Here is a 17,003-nt window from a genome sequence, read left to right on the forward strand (position 1 = left end):
GCCGTCCCGGCGACGAGCCGCACTCGGGACGGACGGCACGGCGCCGCCGACGAGCCGGGACGGCGGCCGGCACGGCGCCGCCGCCGTGCCCGGACCGGGCACGGCGGCGGCGCGGTCGGTGTCAGGGACGGCCGCCCCGGATGTCCTCGTCGGCCACCGCGAAGAGCACCCCGTGCGGCCGGGCGTCGCCGTACGCCCCGTGCGGCCACACCTGACGGTTGAAGTTGACGCACTCGGCGCCGGTGTTCTCGTCCCGGAACGACGGGTCGAGGGAGAGGTGGCCCGAGCGGGCCACGTCGACCATGCAGACCCGGTGGTCACCGTCGCCACCCAGCCGGGCCAGGAAGTAGTTGGCGGTGGCGATCCGCTCGACCTTGCCGGTCTCCCGGTAGACGCCGCGCCGTCCGCTCTGCGCGAACGTGTCCATCGCGGCCCAGTGCGGGCCACCGTTGGTGACGTCGCGGATGGGCAGCACGTCGACCAGGGCCGGGCAGTCCGCCTCGGCGCCGCCCCCGGTGATCTCCGGCGTGGTGTCGATCCGGCAGCGCGGGTCCTTCCCCGCGGCCATCAGTCTGCCGACGTCCAGGACGTAGACCATGCCGCTGGTGATGTCCCGGTCTCCGCCGAGCTGCACGCCCATCACGGTGTGGAAGAGGAACCGGTCGTCCGGGCTGAGCTGCAACCAGCTGCCGCCGTCACCGGCGCCGCTGAGCAGGCCGCTGGTGTCGAAGCGACGGTAGGCGGTGGTGTCGTCGAAGACCTCCCGCCAGGCGGGCGTCCGGGCGGTGATGTCCGGGGTGTAGAACACCGCGCCACCCCACATCGTGGAGGCGAAGGCGCCCCGGTTCCGGCGCTGGTTGGCGACCGCCGTCTCCATGAAGAGCTTCTCCTCCTCGAAGACGGGAAGCTGTTCCTCGCGGGGGCCGGTCGGCATGTGGGTCACCGACACCAGGCGCGGGTCGTTGCGCTTGGAGATGTCGAAGATCCGCACGGTGTTGCGGATGAGGTACGGGTCGAACTCCCCGTCGGGCTTGTCGAGGTAGTTGCGAATCTCCGCGAAGTCGCTGACCACCATCCGGTTCAGGTCCTCCCGGACCGCGATGCCGTGCGGGTTGGCGCAGGTCGCCTTCGGCAGGGCGGGGCGGTTGGGGCACCACGCGGTGCTCTCCCCGGCCGCCGCCATCGCCGGCGCCTCGCTCAGGGTCCGGCCGTCGGGGCCGATCCGGACGATCTCGCCGGGCGAGCCGGCGTACCCGTTGCCGACGCGCACCTGGCCGTTGGTGTAGCGGCACGGCCCGGTGATGTCCGGTCCGCCCATGTACGTGCCGTACGCGGTGCCGTCCTTGAGCACCGCGTAGGCGTCGGGAACCGACCCGCACGGGGTGTCCCCGGCGGTGTTGACCCCGGACAGCCGCACCTCCGGCAGCCGGGCCACGTCGAAGACGTACGTGGTGTCGGAGAGGATGCCGCCCGCGTAGACCTTGTCGCCCTTGTGCCAGGCGTACTGGAGGTGGTGCGGCTCGTTGGCGCGCAGCGGGTCGAGGGTGGCGGTGTTGACCACCCGCCCGTAGCTCGGTGAGCCCTTGGTGGCGTCGACGACGGCCAGGAAGTCGGGCCCCTGCCCCTCCGGGCCGGTGGCGGCGGCGTGGTGGCCGGACCCGGTGGCGGCGGCGCTCCCGGTGGCGTCCGGTCCGGTGTCACCGGCCCAGACCAGCAGCCACTTCCGCCGGACCGGGCTGCGGCGGGCGTCGCGGGTCAGGTGGTTGGTGACCGTGTACGTGCGACCGTCGTTCGCCCGCACGCTCGACGTGGTGACGGTGACCGGCCCGACCGCGGGGGCGCCGAGCCCTCCGGCCGCCCCGGTGAGCGCGTCGGTGGTGAGCACGAGCAGCACACTGAGGACGCCGGCGGCGAGGCGGCGGCGGGACGGATGAGGGGTTGGAGACACGGGTCCTCCCACGGTCGGGGGCGGGGTGGGCGGACGCGGCCGGGACCGGTGGTCGGTCTGGATCCCTGCCCCTGCGCGACCAAGCTATAGGATCTTATATCGCTGTGTCGTGAGTCAAGTATCGATCCTTGACCGGTGCTGCGCTTTCCGGGCACGCTGCCCTTGTCGAGCTTCTCATTCGGATAGCTTTTCGAGGAGGGTGCATGCCTACCGACCCGGTGCCGCCCGTCGTGCGTGACTACCTGCTGCTCGGGCTGCGGTTCGGCCGACTCGTGGACGGCTTCGTGGACTGCTGGATCGGTGACCCCGCGTTGGAGCGCCAGGTCCGGGACGAGCCCCCGCCCACCGCGACGGAGCTGGTCCGCCAGGCCCGGGAGGTCGCCGCGGCGGTGCCGGACAGCGGGCTCGCGCCGGTCCGGCGTCGCTTCCTGGCCGCGCAGCTGACCGCGCTGGAGTGCGCGGGCCGGCGGCTGGCCGGGGAGGAGATGCCCTTCCGGCGCGAGATCGAGTCGTACTTCCAGGTCCGGATCGCCCCGCGCGACCCGGACTGGTACGCCGCCGCGCACGCCGAACTCGACGCCGAACTGCCCGGCTCCGGGCCGCTGCGGGACCGGCTCGTGGAAGCGCACCGCCGGGACCGGGTGCCCGTCGACCGGCTCGGCGGCGCCGTCCACGCCGTCGCCGCGGCGCTGCGCGCGGAGCTGGCGCCGAGGTTCCCCCTGCCGGCCGGGGAGCGGGTCGACTTCGAGGTGGTGACCGGCCGGCCCTGGAACGCCTTCAACACCTATCTCGGCGGCCTGCGCTCCCGGGTCGCGCTCAACGCCGACGTCGGGCACCGGATCACCTCGCTGCCGTTCGTCGCCACCCACGAGGCGTATCCCGGGCACCACGCCGAGCACTGCCTCAAGGAGGCCGGGCTGGTCCGCGACCGGGGGTGGGCGGAGCAGTCGATCTCGCTTGTCAACACGCCGCAGTGCCTGATCGCCGAGGGGATGGCGGAACAGGCGATCCACGTCGCGCTCGGCGAACGCTGGGGCGGGTGGACGGCGGAGGTGCTGTCCGAGGTCGGTCTCGCCCTCGACGGGGCACGCGCCCAGCGGGTCGAGACCGCGTTCGGGAGGTTGCTCGCCGCCCGGCAGGACGCCGCGATCATGCTGCACGACCAGGGCCGGCCGGCGGACGAGGTGGCCGCGTTCCTGGCCCGGTGGATGCTGGTGAGCGACGAGCGGGCCGGGCAGATGCTGAGGTTCCTGACCGACCCGCTCTGGCGGGCGTACACCACCACGTACATCGAAGGGTCGCGGCTGGTGCGGCACTGGTTGGACGCCGGCGGGCCGGGCGATCCGGCGACCGACCGCTACCATCGGCTGCTGGTCGAGCCGATGCTGCCGGCGGACCTGGCGGTCGACCTCCCGGCCCCGGCGGTCGCTCAGCCCACCCCGGCGGTCGCTCAGTCGAGCCGGCCCACCCCGGCGTAGGCCATCACGGCCGCGCGTGGCGACGCCGGCGTGTCCGTCGGCTCCGGCCGCCACCGCGGCAGGAAGACCACACCCGGGTCCAGCAGCGTGAAGCCGGCGAAGAACGCGGTCACCTCGGCCCGGGTACGCATGTAGGCGTCGGTCTGCCCCGCCGTGGTGAGGTCCACCATGGAGCGCACCTGCCGGGGCGCCCCGTCGTCGGTGCCGTGCGAGACCACCAGGTGGCTGCCGGGGCCCACCGCCTCCCGGTAGGCCGCCACCAGCGCGCCCGGCCCGTCGGCGTCGGCGACGTAGTGCAGGACCCCCAGCATGAGCAGCGCGACCGGTTCGGTCAGGTCGAGCAGGGCGCGAACCTCCGGGTGCCCGAGCACCTCGTCCGGCCGCCGCAGGTCGCCGTGCGTCATCGTGACGCCCGGGACGCCGGCGAGCAGGGCCCGGCCGTGCGCCACCGCCTCCTCCTCGATGTCGACGTACGCCACCCGGGCGTCCGGCGTCACCTGCCGGGCGATCTCGTGCACCGGACCGGTGCGGGGGATGGCGGACCCGATGTCGAGGAACTGGCGCACCCCGGCGCGGGCGCAGTGCCGCACCGCCCGGGCCAGGAAGGCCCGGTTGAGCCGCGCCACCTCCGGCGCCTCCGGCACGCTCGACATCATCCGGCGCGCGAACTCCCGGTCCACCTCGTCGTTGAGGTCGCCGCCGAGGTAGTAGTCGTACACGCCGGACACCCGGGCGCGGCGCGGGCCGGCGGGGTCCGCCTCGGTCGTATGTTCCATGGTGGTCCTCCTGCTCATGGGGACGACGCCTCGCCAGCACACTATATATTGCACAAGTTAAATCGATCCGAGGAGGACGACGATGACCGAGCCCGCCTTCGTGCACGAGATGGACCTGCGCACCACTCCCGAGCGGCTGTGGCGCGCGCTCACCGACGGCCGGGTCACCCGGCGTTACTGGTTCGACAGGCGGATCGAGTCGAACTGGACGCCGGGCTCCCCGGTCCGTTTCTACGACGGCGACGGCGACACGGTGACCGACACCGGCGTCGTGACGGTCCACGAACCGCCCCGGCTGTTGTCCTACACGTTCCGGCACGAGCTGGGGGAGGGCGCGGCGGACGGCCCGTACACCCGGGTGTCCTTCACCCTGATGCCGCTGGCCGGCGACCGGGTGCGGTTGCGCCTGGTGCACGACCGGCTCTCCGGCCCGGACGAGGTCGAGGGGTGGCGTGCGGGTTGGACGCCGATCCTGGACAACCTCCGTGAGTTCGTCGAGAGCGGCGACAAGGCGGGTGCGACCGGTTGACACGCGCTGTCCCCGTCACCCGACCCGATCGCCGCGGTTGTGATAGGTATAGTGCGCCGGCCCCGTTCCCGGCCCGCGTGCCCGTTCTGATCCGTGCCAACTGGAGGCAGGTCCGTGACGCATCCCAACCTGGACATCATCCAACGCTTCTTCGAGGCGTACTCGAAGCGTGACATGGCCGCCCTGGCCAAGGTGACCACGGACGACGTGTCCTGGCACTTTCCGGGCCGCAACCCGATGTCCGGTGTGAAGCGGGGCCGCGAGGAGGTGGTGGCGTTCTTCGACCGGATGGGCGGCATGGGCTTCCGCCCGGAGAAGCTGATCACCGGCGCCAACGACGACCACGTGGTGGAGACCCAGTGGGTGCACGGCGACCGGGACGGTGCGGAGGTCGTGATGGGGTGGACCGTGCTGTGGTCCTTCGAGGACGGCAAGCTCGCCTCCGGCCGGCACTTCTCCGCCGACCAGTATCTCGCCGACGAGTTCTTCGAGGGCAAGCTGGCCAGCCAGCGGTCCTGAGCGCGCCCGGCGCGGGCGGGTCGGCATCGGCCCGCCCCGCCCGCCGCCGGGACGGCCCGGCCGGTCGGCTCGCCGTGCCGGCCTTGACGGCTGTCGCTCCCGCCCGGTTAACTGAAGAATCGCATAGCGTCGGGGAGGGTGGGTCGATGTCTGTCTCGGTGGAGTCGACGCGTGACATCGCCGTGCCGGCCCGGCATCTGTGTGGCCTCGTCTGGTCCGGCGAACTCCTCTGGTTCTCCGAGGCCGAGCAGGGCCGCATCCTGGCGGTCGACTCGGCCACCGGCGCGGTGGCGCGGCAGTTCGCCTGCCCCGAGGTCCGCACCGACCTGACCGTGCACGACGGCCGGCTCGTCCAGGTGGTGGGCGCGGACCGCGCCCTGCGCGCGGTCGACCCGGAGACCGGCGCGGTGGTCGCGGAGACGCCCGGCCCGCGTCCCGGACACACCCTGTGCGGGCTTGAGGCGAGCCGCCACGGGACCTGGTTCGGCTACGAGGACCTCCGGGTGATCGACAGGCGCGCCGACGACGGCCGGCTGCTGGACAGCATCCCGGTCACCGGCGCCGTCGCCGGCATCACCACGACCGACCGTCATCTCGTCTACGCCGACCACGCCGCCGGCACCCTCACCGTCGTCGACCCGGAGCGCCGCCGGGAGATCGCCACCTACCGGGCCCCCGGGCACCCGACCGGCGTGGCCTGGGACGGCTCGCGGATCTGGTTCTGCGACTACACCACCTCGCACCTGCGTGCGGTCACCCTGCCGGCGCTCGACGCCTGAGCGCCGGCCGGGCCGGTCAGGCGCGATCCCGGTCCCGCGTCGGTCGCCGGAGCAGGGCCGCCACGGCGAACCCGGTGAGCACGGTGCCGAACAGCAGGAGACCGACGATGAGCGGCCCGGAGCCGAGGTGGTCGTGCCCGCCCGCGTCCGCCGCCTGGTCCGGCACCGACGGGACGCTCTCCGCGCCGGTGTCCGCGCCGATCCGGAACCCGGCCTCGCCGGACACCTCCCGCCCGTCGCCGAGCACCACGTGATAGCCGAGGCGGTAGCTGCCCGGCCCGACCGGCGGCAGCGGCACGGTGACCGTGCGGCCGTCGGCCCGCACCGGCCCGGCGGGCAGCAGTCCACCCGCGCCCACCACCGACACGTGCACCTCCCGCGGGTCCACCCGGCCGGAGAAGGAGAGCGTGACCGCCGCGGGCGCGGTGGCCAGCCGCGCGCCGTCGGCCGGGTTCAGCGACTCCAGCCGGGCCGGCGTCCGGGCCACGGTGGCGCCCAGGGCGACGACCGCGACGGCGAGCAGCGCCACGGAGACGGCTGCCGCCCGCCGCCACCGCGCCGCCGGAGCGGCCGGCCCCCGGTCGAGACCGTCGTCCGGCGGCCGGTCCGGCTCAGGCAGCCCGGGCGACATGGCGACAACTGCAACTCATCCGGGACAGCTCCAGCCCGCTCGGCCGCAGGTGCAGATAGACCGCGACGACCATCGGCAGGAACACCGCCGCGTTGTAGAACAGGTGCAGCTCCACCCGCGGAAAGGCCAACTGGACGAGGCTCGTGGGCACCGCCCGGCCGAGCAGGTAGGCCCCGCTGAGCGCCTGCACCAGGAGCAGCAGATGTTCGAGGTGATGCCAGATCTGGATGCCGAGGGCGACGTTCCACCAGGTTCGCGAACGACCCACGAATCCGTGCCGCAACATCCAGAAGCCGACCAGCATCACGAGCGCGTAGCCGTAGTGCAGCCACTCCTGCTCGACCAGCCAGGGGAACGGCATCCCGAGCAGGCCGCGGGCCTGCGGGCGCGGCCAACCCAGCACCCAGATCTGCACGGCCTGCACGATGTGCTCGGCCCAGTGCCCCACCACCACGAGCATGAAGACGTTCAGCGCGGCGCGGTGCCGGGTGCCGTTGAGCCGGCCGCTTGTCGCGGTCCGGGTCGAAACAGCCATCTTTCCTCCCTGGAATCGTGGACGGATGTGCTCAACCGGACGCGGTCGTCCGGCCCGCCGGCACGCCGACGGCCGGCCGCGGGCCGTCGGCCACGGGTAACCGGCCGAAGTGGCCGCCGAAGAAGACCAGGGCCGCCGGCGCGCCGGCCCGGTGGGCGGAGAGGATCCGCCCGACGACGATGACGTGGTCGCCACCGTCGTACGCCCGCCAGAGCCGGCACTCGAGCCAGGCCAACGCCCCGGCCAGCAGGGGCGCGCCGGTGACCGGCCCCGCCCGCCAGTTCACGCCGGCGAACTGGGCCGCCCCGGTCGGCCGGCGCGGATCGGCGAAGTATCGGGCCAGGTGCTCCTGGTCGGCGTCGAGCACGCTCACCGCGAAGCACCGCCGGCTGGACAGCCGGGCGTACATCGTGGTGTCCCGGCCGACGCAGACCAGAGCCAGCGGCGGGTCCAACGAGACGGACGCGAACGAGTTGGCGGTCATCCCGTGCGGCGCCGGGCCGGCCACCGTGACGACGGTGACCCCGGTGGCGAACGCCCCGAACAGTGCCCGCAGCGCGCCGGGCTCGGTCACCGAGACGGTGTCCGACGCGTCCCCGGCCGGGGACGGAAGCGGTGGGCGGTCAGCCATGGCGGCCCGCCGCCGTCGGGTCGAGGTACGGGGTCAGCGCCCGGACCAGGGCGGCCGGCACCCGGGTCGGCACGGCCCGCCCGTCCACCGACCGCATGCACGCGACGCGCTGCCGTCCCCGGGCGACCAGGGACCCGTCGGCGTCGCGCAGGTAGTCGAAGCTCATCTCCACCTGGGTCTGGGTCATCTCGGCCAGTCCCATCCGGACCGTCAGCTCGTCGAAGGCCGTCAGCTCGGCGAAGAACTCGCAGTCGACGCGGAGGGTGAACAACCGCAGGTCCTCCCGCAACTCGGCGAGCACCTCCGGGGCCCGTTCGCGCAGGAACATCTCCCGGCAGCGGCCCTGCCACCGCAGATAGTTGACGTAGTAGACGTTGCCGACCAGGTTGGTCTCCTCGAACCCGATCACGTGCCGGTAGCTCCACACCTCGCTCATCCGCAGGCCCTCCTCCCGGTCGCAACCGCCAGCACCACCGGCTCGACCCGGTCGCGCACCGCCGCGACGAGCGTGGCCACCCGCAGCTCCCCGCAGGTGAGCACCGTCCAGCCGGGCGCGGGGGCCGGCGGCCCCAGAGCCAGCGGCGCGGTGGGCGGTTGGCCCGCCTTCTGCAGGCACTCCACGGCGCACCACACCCGGGTGTACGCGGCGGCGCGGTCCCCGGTCTCCGCGGCGATCAGCTCGGCCAGCGGCAGGTGTGGGCCGAGCAGGTCGCGCCAGGCCGCCGCCGGCCGCTCCGTCACCGCCTCCAGATCACAGGCGACCGGGTACGCGTCGGCGACGACCAGGCTCATCCCCGGCTGGTGCGAGGCCGACACCACCGGACCACCGGCGATCTCCGGCCGACCGTCCGGGCGGTGGTCGAGGCGTACCGGCCGGCCCAGCGCCCGGCTCAACGCGGTCGCGGTGACCGCGCGACGTCCGGCCAGGTCCAGCCGCGTGCCGTGCGGCTCCACCACCACCGGCAGGTCGACGCCGAGCACCTCCGGCAACCGCCGGGTCAGGTACGGCCCGAGCAGCGCCGGCGTCCACGGTGCCGCCGGGTTCCGCCGGCCCACCGCCCGGAGCCGCAGTCCCCGCCAGCGCTCCACCACGGTGCCGGAGACGGTCCGCACCGTCACGTCGTAGACGTACGTGTCGCCGGTGTGCTCGCGTTCGGCGGCGGTGAACCGGACCTCCTCGCTGGCGGCGAGCTTCGGCCCGGCCGGCTCGATCCGGTCCACGCCAACCGGCAGCAGGGTGGCGTCCGGAACGCACACCTGGAGGCCGTGCATGAACGCGTCGCGCGCCCCGGGGTCGCCCAGCACCAGCGCGGTGGGCAGGGCGGGATGGAACCAGCCCACGTCGTCGGTGGTCGACACGTCCGCCTCGGCGTGCCGAGCCACCACCCGCCGGTAGCGCAGCAGGCGCCGGAAGCGGCCCTGTTGGAAGAGCACGTCGTGGTAGAGCTCGCGGGCCGGGTCCAGGGACACCGGCGGTGGGTCGCCGGCGAGCGGTTCCGGATCGTCGGCGCTGGCGTCGACCGGACCGAAGGAGAGCGTGGCCCGGAAGTGGTCGGCGGCGAATCCGGTCTCCGCGCTGCGCAGCGCCACCTCGACCCGTCCCTCGGCGGAGGCCAGGGCGGCGATCCGGACGGTGGTGGAGCCGCCCGGCGGCACCACGACCGGGCGGGTGAACTCGGCGTCGTGGACCACCGGCACGCCGGAGGCGCCGATGAGCGCGGTGGCGACCTGCGCCATCGCCTCCAACCCGAACACCGCCGGGAAGAGCAGGGAGCCGTCGAGGCGGTGGTCTTCGAGGTAGCGGTCGGCGGCGGCGGACAGGTCGACCTCGGTGACCAGTTCGACGCCGTCGTAGTGCACGATCGGCCGTTCCAGGAACCGCAGCAGCGGCAGCTCCCGGTGGTCGTACCCGAGGGTGTCGAGGTTGCCGGTCCGGCCGGCGACCACCACCGCGGCCGGTGGGTCCGGCTCGGCCAGCACCTCGCGCAACAGCCGTACCCCCTGGTCCGGCGTGATCGGGGTGACGCCGGCCCGGGCGAGGGACTCGACCACGGCCAGCCGTTCGCCCATGCCGACGCCCGACCACACGGACCACTCCAGACAGATCGCCCGGCAGCCGGGGTGCCGCCGTCCCACCTCGGCGGTCAGCTCCGCGAGCCAGTCGTTGGCGAGCGCGTAGTGCCCCTCACCGGGCAGACCGGCCCGGCCGATGATGCTGCCGAACGTGACGAGCAGCCGCAGCCGTGCCGGGTCGACGGCGTCCAGCACGGCCCGCAGGCCGTCCACCTTCGGGGCCAGGGTGCGGTGCAGCGTGGGCAGGTCGAGCGCGGCCAGGGCGGCCGGCTCGTTGCGTCCCGCCCCGTGCAGCACCGCCGTCACCGGGCCGAGGACCCGGGTCACCTCGGACACCGCGGCCCGCACCGCCGCGCGGTCGGTGACGTCCGCCCGGACGTAGTGCACGGCGGTGCCGGCCGCGCGCAGCCGGTCCAGGTTCGCCGCCAGCTCCACGTCCCGGTCGGGGTCGGCCCGCCCCAGCACGGCCACCCGTACGCCGGTGTCGGCCGCCAGCGCCGCCGCGCACTCGGCGGTGATGCCCCGGCCGCCGCCGCTGACCAGCAACACGTCCTCGGCGTGCAACGGTGGCCCGGCCGGCGGGGCGCCGCCGGTCGGTCGCCGCAGCAGCGGCACCCGTCGGGTCCCGTCGGCGTCGTAACGCGCCTCGGTGAAGCCCTCGGTGCCGGCCACCTCGGCGACCACCCGGGTCACCGGGTCACCGTCGGCGGGCAGGTCGACCACCGTGGTGAGCAGCCCGGGGCGCTCCAACCGGGCGGTCCGGGCGAGCGCGGCCACGCCCCGGCCGCGCTGGACGACGACCAGGCGCGCGCCGTCCGGCCCGGTGACCGCGGCCTGCACCGCCGCCAGGGCCAGCGGCAGCTCCGCGACGGTGGCCTCCCCGGGCAGGCAGAGCAGCACCCCCGGGCCCAGCTCGGCGCGCTCCAGCGCGTCCCGCAGGGCCGCCGCGAACGGGTGGTCGGGGGCGGCGTGCAGCCGCCACGCACCCGACCGGCGGGGGGCCACCCGGGGCGGCAGCGGCCGGGCGACGAGCGCGACACGGAACGGCCGGACCCAGGGCGCGACGCCCATCACCTCGGTCGGCTGCCGCCGGTCGGGTTCGGTGCCGGCCAGGGCGCGCAGGGTGTCGGCCAGTTGCCCGACGGTGGCGGTGGCGAAGGTGGTCGGCGCCGTCACGGCCGCCAGTCCCAGCTCCCGCGCGGCCTCGTTGACCAGTTGTCCGATGGCGATGGAGCTGAGGTGCAGCCCGTCCAGCAGCCGGGTGCCGGCGGTGACGCTCTCCAGTGGCAGTTCCGCCCGCCGCGCGGCGAGCCGGCGCAGCACGTCGACCGCTTCCCCGCCACCGCCCGCCGGGGTCGTGGCCGGTTCGGCGGCCGGGGCGGCGGGCGCGGCCGGGACCGCAAGCTCCGGCGCGGTCTCGCACGGGTTGGTGAAGAACGTGGGTTCGGCGGCTGGGTCGAACGGGCGTACCAGCCGGCCGGCGAAGAGCCGGTCGAGGCGCACCGGGGCGCCCACCGCCCAGGCCGCGCCGACCGCGGCCACCAGCCCGGCGAGCGAAGAGCCGTCGGTGTCCACCGCGATCGCCGGCACCTCGGCCAGGTCGCCCGCCATCCGGCTGAGCACCCGTCCCGGTCCCACCTCGACGAAGAGGTCGACGCCGGTGCCGGCGGCGGCCCGGACCGCGTCGGCGAAGCGGACCGGCCCGGTCACCTGGCGGCGCAGCAGGTCGTGGACGTCCACACCGGCCGGCAGCGGGCCGCCGGTCACCGTGGAGGCGACCGCCCGGTGCGGCGCGGCGAACGGCACGTCGGCCAGCCAGGCGGCGAACTCCCGTTCCGCCGGGCGCATGAGCGGCGAGTGGAAGGCGTGCGACACGGCCAGCTCGGCCCACTCCAGACCGCGGACGCCGGCCACCGCGCAGACGCGGCGGACCGCGTCGAGCGGGCCGGAGACGACCGTCTGCCGGGGACCGTTGTGACCGGCGATCACGACCGGCTCGGCGCCGATCAGCCCACCGACGACCGTGGCGTCGGCGGCGATGCCGGCCATCGTGCCCGGCTCCGCGCAGCGGGCCATGGCCGCCCCTCGGGCCGCGGCGATCCGCAGCAGGGTGGCCGCGTCGGTGCAGCCCGCCCAGTGCAGCGCGGTCAACTCGCCGAGGCTGTGCCCGACCGCGACGGTGGCGGTCACGCCGAGCTCGTCCAGCACCCGCAGGGCCGCCAGCGACCCGGTGACGACGCGCGGCTGGGCCACCTCGGTGCGTACCCCGTCGGCGTCCGCCCGCAGGCCCGCGGTCCGATACACCTCGTCCGCGGTGGCGAACCGGCGCCGCAACGCCCCACCGCGGGTACTCCGCCCGGAGCCCTGCCCGGGAAACAGGAAGCCGATCCGGCCCGGCCCGGTGACCCGGCGCAGGAACACCCCGTCGGAGGTCAGCTCGTCGCGTCCGGCGTCGAGCGCGTCCGCGACCGGGCCGAGTCGCCGCTCGACCTCCTCCGGGCCGGCGCCCACCACCGCGAGCCGGTACGCCCGCCCGGTCACCCGTTCCCGCAGCGAGGCGGCGAGGTCGGTCAGCTCGCCGTACGACAGCCGGGCGACGAGCGGGCGCAGCTCCCGTACCCGGTCGCGCAGTTCGTCGGGCCGGTCGGCGTCCAGCAGCAGCAGCTCCGCGTCCTGCGCGGCCCGGCCCAACCGGGTGATCCGCTCGACCTGGGCCCGGGGCGCCGGAGTCGACCCGCCTTCCAGCACCACGTGGGTGTTGATCCCGCCGAAGCCCATCGCGGTGACGCCCGCGCGCGGCGGCGCGCCGTCGGGCCAGGGCTCGGCGGCCGGGACCATCCGCAGGGCGGGCCGTCCGGTGGTGAACTCCGGGTGCGGCTCGACGCAGCCGGCGGTGGGCGGCACCACCCGGTGGTGCACCGCGAGCGCGGCCTTGATCAGGCCGGCCACCCCGGCGGCGGCCTTGGTGTGCCCGATGAGCGCCTTGATCGAGCTGATCGCGGCCGCCGGGCCGGCCGGATCGGCGTCCCGGCGGGCGGCGCCCAACGCGCGCAGTTCGGTGGCGTCACCGACCGCGGTGCCGGTGCCGTGCCCCTCGAAGACGGGCACGGTGTCGACGCCGAACCCGGCCCGCCGGTACGCCCGGTCCAGGGCCAGCCGGTAACCGGCGACCTCGGGCCGGGTCATGCCGCCCCGGCCGTCGGACGAGACACCCCAGCCGGCGACCGTGGCGTAGATCCGCCGGCCGGCCGCCACCGCGTCCCGCTGGCGCATCAGCACCACCATGCCGCAGCCCTCGCCCGGCCAGAAGCCCTGGGACTGCCGGTCGTACACCCGCATCTCGTGCCGGGCCAGCGCACCGGTCTTGGCGAAGCCGACGATCTCGAACGGGTCGATCGACAGGTCGACGCCGCCGGCCACCGCGACGTCGACGTCACCCTCGGCGAGGCTGCGACACGCCGTCACCACCGACAGCAGCGACGACGAGCAGGCGCCGTCCACCGTGTACCCGCCGCCGCCGAGGTCGAAGTGGTTGCAGATCCGGCCCGCGATCGTGTTCGACAGCGACCCGGCCAGGGTGTCCTCGTCGACCGGCGGGAACGGCGCCTTGTACGCCGCTTCCAGCCCGTCCAGGAAGGTGCCGAGCCGTTCGGTCGACCATCCCTGCTCGCGCAGCGCCGACCCGACCACGCGACGCACGTACGGCCAGCGCAGCCGCAGCACGTTGGCGCGGGTGAACTCGCCGGTCAGGGTGTTGCCGACCACCACCGCGGTGCGTTCGCGCGGCAGCCCCGCCCCGTCCGGGAAACCGGCGTCCGCCAGGGCCTGCGCGGCCACGTCCAGGGCCAGCCAGTGGGTCAGGTCGGTGGCGCGGAACGTGCTGCCGGCGACCCGGAACGCCAGCCGGTCGAACGCGTACCCGTCGATGACCGCGGCGGTGCGTGCGTAGGTGCGGTCCGGGACGGTCGGGTCGGGGTCCCAGTAGTCGTCCGGGCGCAACCGCCCGGCGGGTATCCGGCGGAACGCCCGCCGTCCCGTGACGGCGTTCTCCCACAGTTCGGTGGTGGACCGGGCGTCGGGGAAGCGGCAGCTCATCCCGACGATGGCAAGGTTGTCCATGCGCTCTCCTCGACGTGTGGCGCCCGGCGGCGCGCCGTGGTCAGGCGCGGGCCGCCGCCCCCTGCGGGACCCGGTCGGCCAGGGCCGGCGGGGGCACCTCCGCCACCAGCGGGGCGGTCCGGCCGGTGGCCTCCACCGCCTGGTCCCGGCGGTCGCGCCGGGACAGGTGCAACGACCAGAGGAACGCGCCCCGGACCAGGCAGACGATCGCGGTGGCGAAGAAGAGCCCGTAGACCACCGACGCGCCGGTCAGGATGCCGTAGACGACCGCGACGCCGGCGCCGAAGGCGACCTGCGAGGCCGGCCGGGACGGCGTGGTCCCCGGGTCGGTGACCATGTAGTTGGTGAACAGGACGAACGCCACCCCGGTCATGGTGGCCAGCGCGCCCGGGACGGCGGTGTCGAGGACCAGGCCGCGGAACACCGCCTGGGCGGCGAAGACGAGCAGCCAGCTGCCGATCAGCCACATGCGGCCGGTGAGCTTGGCGTTGAGCAGCGTGCCCAGGCTCACGATCACGACCACCAGCGCCCAGTCGGCCCAGCCGCTGAGATATTCGGTGAACTGGTACGGCGGGGCGATGGAAACCCACGGGAACAGCAGCAGCACCACGCTGATGCCGAAGTTCGACGGGTTCATGAAGTGCCGCAGCCGGCCGTTGACCGGGGCACGCAGCAGCCACTTGCCGCTGATCGCCACCATCACCGCGAACAGCGTCACCGGCATCCGGTCGTTGACGTAGAGCAGCATGTTCACCGCCAGCGCGGTGATGTGCGCCGGGTAGAGGAACTCCACCACACCGCGGACGCCCCGCCCGGTGAACCGGGGCGGCCGGCTCTCCGCCCGGGCGCCGACGACCTCCAGGCCGATCTCGGTGAGGTACGCGGTGAGCACGGCGGCCACCGGCCAGAGCGGGGCCTGCTCGAAGCCGAGCACGGTGTAGCCGAGGACGTTGAGCGCGGTGATGGAGATCGCGAAGTTGCGCAGTGCGATGACCCGTGGGTCGCGGGCGGTCTTGCCGGTCATGACGTCGCCTCCCTGGCCTGGGCGCCGAGGGTCAGCGTGTGCCGACCCGGGGTGAGCTGGAGCTCCTGCTGGTGTGCGGCCCCGCCGCGGTCGCGCCAGTCGATCCGGACCCGCACCGGCCCGCTGACCTGCCCGAGCCCGGCGACCGCCTCGAAGCTGCGCCGGCCCGAGTGGCCGCCGCCGCCGTCGACCCGGGCCAGCAGCGTGCGGCCGTCCGGGGTGGTGACCGTGACCGACGCGCCGACGACGGGGGAGCCCGGCTGTCCGGCCGGGCCCGCGGTGCCCTCGTGGATCAGGCGCAGGCTCAGCGGTGACCCGGTGTCGGGGCTGTCGTTGTGGTAGAAGACCGGGGCGTCCCACTGCCGGGCGACCGCCATGTCCAGCCGTCCGTCGCCGTCCGCGTCACCGACCGCGATGCCGCGGGTCGGCACCGGTACGGCGAGCCCCAGTTCGGGACTCAGGTCGACGTATCTGCCGTCGTCGCCGCGGACGTGGAAGCGCAGGTGCTGGCCGCCGGCGATGTCGTCGCCCGCCTCCACGTGCGGCCACCACGCCGGGTGTTCCAGCAGCGTGTCGTTGGCGGTGGCGAGCTCCTGGAGCTGCGCCCAGCGGTTCACCGTGCCCTTGACGAAGCCGCTGGTCTGCACGATGTCCGGCACGCCCCGGTTGGTGAAGTCGGCGATCTTGACGTCCCAGCTCCAGCCGCTCCAGGCCAGGTTCAGCGCGGAGCTGCGGTCGTGCCAGGGCGCGCTGCCGGCGCGAAGCTGCCGGCGCAGGTCCGCGACGTCCCGGGCGGTGTTGACGAAGGCGAAGTTGCTCTCCTGGATGCCGAAGGAGGTGGTGATGTTGCCGACGTAGAGGTCGTAGAGGCCGTCCTGGTCGAGATCGCCGAAGTCCACCCCCATCCCCTTGAAGGAGTCGTGGCCGAGCCGCTTCGACTTCGGCACGAACGCCCGGCTCTCCTCGCCCTCCACGAGCGACAGCCGCACCTTGCCCGGGGTGGAGGTGTTGTACAGCAGCCGGTCCGGCCCGAAGTCGTTCGCCACGTACAGCTCGGGCAGTTGGTCGCCGTCGACGTCCTGGGCGCTGGCGGCGAGCGTCCAGCCGGCCGAGACGGCCCGGTCGAGGACACCCGGCACGTCGGTGAAGCGGGGCGTGCCGTCCGGTGCGCGGCCGGTGAAGCGCATCAGGTGGTCCAGGCCGCCGTTCGTCGCCCAGGACATCGAGCGGTTCATGGTCACGCCGCCGCTGACCGTGTCGTCGAGCACCGGGCCGTCCGGGAAGTAGTTGCCGACGAAGATGTCCAGGTGCCCGTCGCCGTCGAAGTCGGCGGTGGTCACCGTGTTGGTGTTCCACTGCACGCCGGCGTACCCGCCGGTCTCGTCCACCCGGGCCGGCACCAGCTCCACCGGCCGGTACGCCGCCGGGCCGGGCCGGGGTTGGTCGGCGCGGGCCAGGAAGAGCACGGGGGAGCGGCCCCACCAGTAGACCAGCAGGTCGATCCGGCCGTCCTCGTCGAAGTCGCCGGGCACGCAGCCCATCGGGGCGATGTGCCCGTTCATCGGCAGCGGCGCGGGATCCAGGGCGAACGGTTCGTACCGCTCGGTCCGGGCGCCGGGTGTCGGCGTCACCACCACCCGGTCGATCCGGGGGTCGGTGAGGCAGAGGTCGTTGGCCAGCCCGTCGCCGTCGAGGTCGTTCATGGCCACCCCGGCGCCGACCGAGGAGATCCAGGCCGCGATCCGCCGGTAGTCCTGGTTGACCTTGCGAATGGTCTGCTGCGGGAAGCCGCCGGGCAGCCCGACGGAGAGCGGGGTCATCCGGTACGCCTCGGCCAGCGCTCGTCGCTGCGCGCCGGACGCCTGTGGCGTGTGCGCGACCACGAACATGCCCGCGAGGAGCACGATGGCGACAAGTCCCGCCGCCTGTCGTCGGGCCCAGTGTCTGATGCCGGTCATCGG

13 protein-coding genes are annotated in these 17,003 nt (G+C 74.4%); 4 read left to right on the forward strand and 9 right to left on the reverse strand.

Annotation, left to right across the window (positions count from 1 at the left end; genetic code table 11):
* Positions 1–121: 121 nt before the first annotated feature.
* Complete coding sequence (locus O7602_RS09970) at positions 122–1,948, reverse strand: hypothetical protein (protein WP_281588111.1); 1,827 nt, start codon at positions 1,946–1,948, stop codon at positions 122–124.
* Positions 1,949–2,151: 203 nt separating this feature from the next.
* On the opposite strand from O7602_RS09970, the gene O7602_RS09975 reads away from it, so the two are divergent.
* Complete coding sequence (locus tag O7602_RS09975; protein WP_281588112.1) at positions 2,152–3,426, forward strand: DUF885 domain-containing protein; 1,275 nt, start codon at positions 2,152–2,154, stop codon at positions 3,424–3,426.
* Here the strand turns inward: O7602_RS09975 and O7602_RS09980 are convergent.
* The gene (locus O7602_RS09980; RefSeq protein WP_281588113.1) at positions 3,399–4,202 is read right to left on the reverse strand and encodes an SAM-dependent methyltransferase; all 804 of its coding nucleotides are present in this window, start codon (positions 4,200–4,202) and stop codon (positions 3,399–3,401) included. The genes O7602_RS09975 and O7602_RS09980 overlap by 28 nt on opposite strands.
* An 82-nt stretch (positions 4,203–4,284) precedes the next feature.
* Between O7602_RS09980 and O7602_RS09985 the strand changes: the two genes are divergently transcribed.
* The 3 genes from O7602_RS09985 to O7602_RS09995 all read left to right on the forward strand — a co-directional run bounded on the left by O7602_RS09985 (position 4,285) and on the right by O7602_RS09995 (position 6,029).
* Positions 4,285–4,731 carry an SRPBCC domain-containing protein gene (locus tag O7602_RS09985; protein ID WP_281588115.1) on the forward strand — a complete coding sequence of 149 codons (447 nt, stop codon included), beginning with the start codon at positions 4,285–4,287 and terminating at the stop codon, positions 4,729–4,731.
* A gap of 114 nt (positions 4,732–4,845) precedes the next feature.
* Positions 4,846–5,250, forward strand: a complete 405-nt coding sequence (locus tag O7602_RS09990; protein WP_281588117.1) for a nuclear transport factor 2 family protein — start codon at positions 4,846–4,848, stop codon at positions 5,248–5,250.
* A 146-nt stretch (positions 5,251–5,396) separates the two neighbouring features.
* Complete coding sequence (locus tag O7602_RS09995; protein WP_281588119.1) at positions 5,397–6,029, forward strand: PQQ-binding-like beta-propeller repeat protein; 633 nt, start codon at positions 5,397–5,399, stop codon at positions 6,027–6,029.
* 16 nt (positions 6,030–6,045) lie between these two features.
* On the opposite strand, the gene O7602_RS10000 is transcribed toward O7602_RS09995, so the two are convergent.
* Genes O7602_RS10000 through O7602_RS10030 form a run of 7 tightly spaced genes read right to left on the reverse strand, consistent with a single transcriptional unit; the run spans position 6,046 to position 17,000 of the window.
* Complete coding sequence (locus O7602_RS10000; RefSeq protein WP_281588121.1) at positions 6,046–6,660, reverse strand: copper resistance CopC family protein; 615 nt, start codon at positions 6,658–6,660, stop codon at positions 6,046–6,048.
* Entirely contained in the window at positions 6,641–7,195 is a 555-nt protein-coding gene (locus tag O7602_RS10005) for a hypothetical protein (protein ID WP_281588123.1), read from the reverse strand. Before O7602_RS10005 ends, O7602_RS10000 begins: the two co-directional genes overlap by 20 nt.
* A 31-nt stretch (positions 7,196–7,226) precedes the next feature.
* Positions 7,227–7,826, reverse strand: a complete 600-nt coding sequence (locus O7602_RS10010; RefSeq protein WP_281588125.1) for a flavin reductase family protein — start codon at positions 7,824–7,826, stop codon at positions 7,227–7,229.
* Positions 7,819–8,262: an acyl-CoA thioesterase gene (locus tag O7602_RS10015; RefSeq protein ID WP_281588127.1), complete on the reverse strand. Its 444-nt coding sequence runs from the start codon at positions 8,260–8,262 to the stop codon at positions 7,819–7,821. The genes O7602_RS10010 and O7602_RS10015 overlap by 8 nt, the downstream gene beginning before the upstream one ends.
* Positions 8,259–14,018 carry a type I polyketide synthase gene (locus O7602_RS10020; RefSeq protein WP_281588129.1) on the reverse strand — a complete coding sequence of 1,920 codons (5,760 nt, stop codon included), beginning with the start codon at positions 14,016–14,018 and terminating at the stop codon, positions 8,259–8,261. The genes O7602_RS10015 and O7602_RS10020 overlap by 4 nt, the downstream gene beginning before the upstream one ends.
* Before the next feature lie 40 nt (positions 14,019–14,058).
* Positions 14,059–15,042 carry an enediyne biosynthesis protein gene (locus O7602_RS10025; protein WP_281588130.1) on the reverse strand — a complete coding sequence of 328 codons (984 nt, stop codon included), beginning with the start codon at positions 15,040–15,042 and terminating at the stop codon, positions 14,059–14,061.
* Positions 15,039–17,000, reverse strand: coding sequence for a VCBS repeat-containing protein (locus O7602_RS10030; RefSeq protein ID WP_281588131.1), 1,962 nt, complete (start codon positions 16,998–17,000; stop codon positions 15,039–15,041). The genes O7602_RS10025 and O7602_RS10030 overlap by 4 nt, the downstream gene beginning before the upstream one ends.
* Positions 17,001–17,003: the final 3 nt, after the last annotated feature.

The sequence above is a fragment of the Micromonospora sp. WMMD1128 genome, from assembly GCF_027497235.1.
GTDB lineage: Bacteria > Actinomycetota > Actinomycetes > Mycobacteriales > Micromonosporaceae > Micromonospora.

What these genes read in the sequence shown, in the direction of transcription:
- O7602_RS10000 (WP_281588121.1), bottom strand. Translation starts at nt 6,660, where the DNA reads ATGTCGCCCGGGCTGCCTGAGCCGGACCGGCCGCCGGACGACGGTCTC.
- O7602_RS10020 (WP_281588129.1), bottom strand. Translation starts at nt 14,018, where the DNA reads ATGGACAACCTTGCCATCGTCGGGATGAGCTGCCGCTTCCCCGACGCC.
- O7602_RS09975 (WP_281588112.1), top strand. Translation starts at nt 2,152, where the DNA reads ATGCCTACCGACCCGGTGCCGCCCGTCGTGCGTGACTACCTGCTGCTC.
- O7602_RS10030 (WP_281588131.1), bottom strand. Translation starts at nt 17,000, where the DNA reads ATGACCGGCATCAGACACTGGGCCCGACGACAGGCGGCGGGACTTGTC.
- O7602_RS10005 (WP_281588123.1), bottom strand. Translation starts at nt 7,195, where the DNA reads ATGGCTGTTTCGACCCGGACCGCGACAAGCGGCCGGCTCAACGGCACC.
- O7602_RS09980 (WP_281588113.1), bottom strand. Translation starts at nt 4,202, where the DNA reads ATGGAACATACGACCGAGGCGGACCCCGCCGGCCCGCGCCGCGCCCGG.
- O7602_RS09995 (WP_281588119.1), top strand. Translation starts at nt 5,397, where the DNA reads ATGTCTGTCTCGGTGGAGTCGACGCGTGACATCGCCGTGCCGGCCCGG.
- O7602_RS10025 (WP_281588130.1), bottom strand. Translation starts at nt 15,042, where the DNA reads ATGACCGGCAAGACCGCCCGCGACCCACGGGTCATCGCACTGCGCAAC.
- O7602_RS10010 (WP_281588125.1), bottom strand. Translation starts at nt 7,826, where the DNA reads ATGGCTGACCGCCCACCGCTTCCGTCCCCGGCCGGGGACGCGTCGGAC.
- O7602_RS09985 (WP_281588115.1), top strand. Translation starts at nt 4,285, where the DNA reads ATGACCGAGCCCGCCTTCGTGCACGAGATGGACCTGCGCACCACTCCC.
- O7602_RS10015 (WP_281588127.1), bottom strand. Translation starts at nt 8,262, where the DNA reads ATGAGCGAGGTGTGGAGCTACCGGCACGTGATCGGGTTCGAGGAGACC.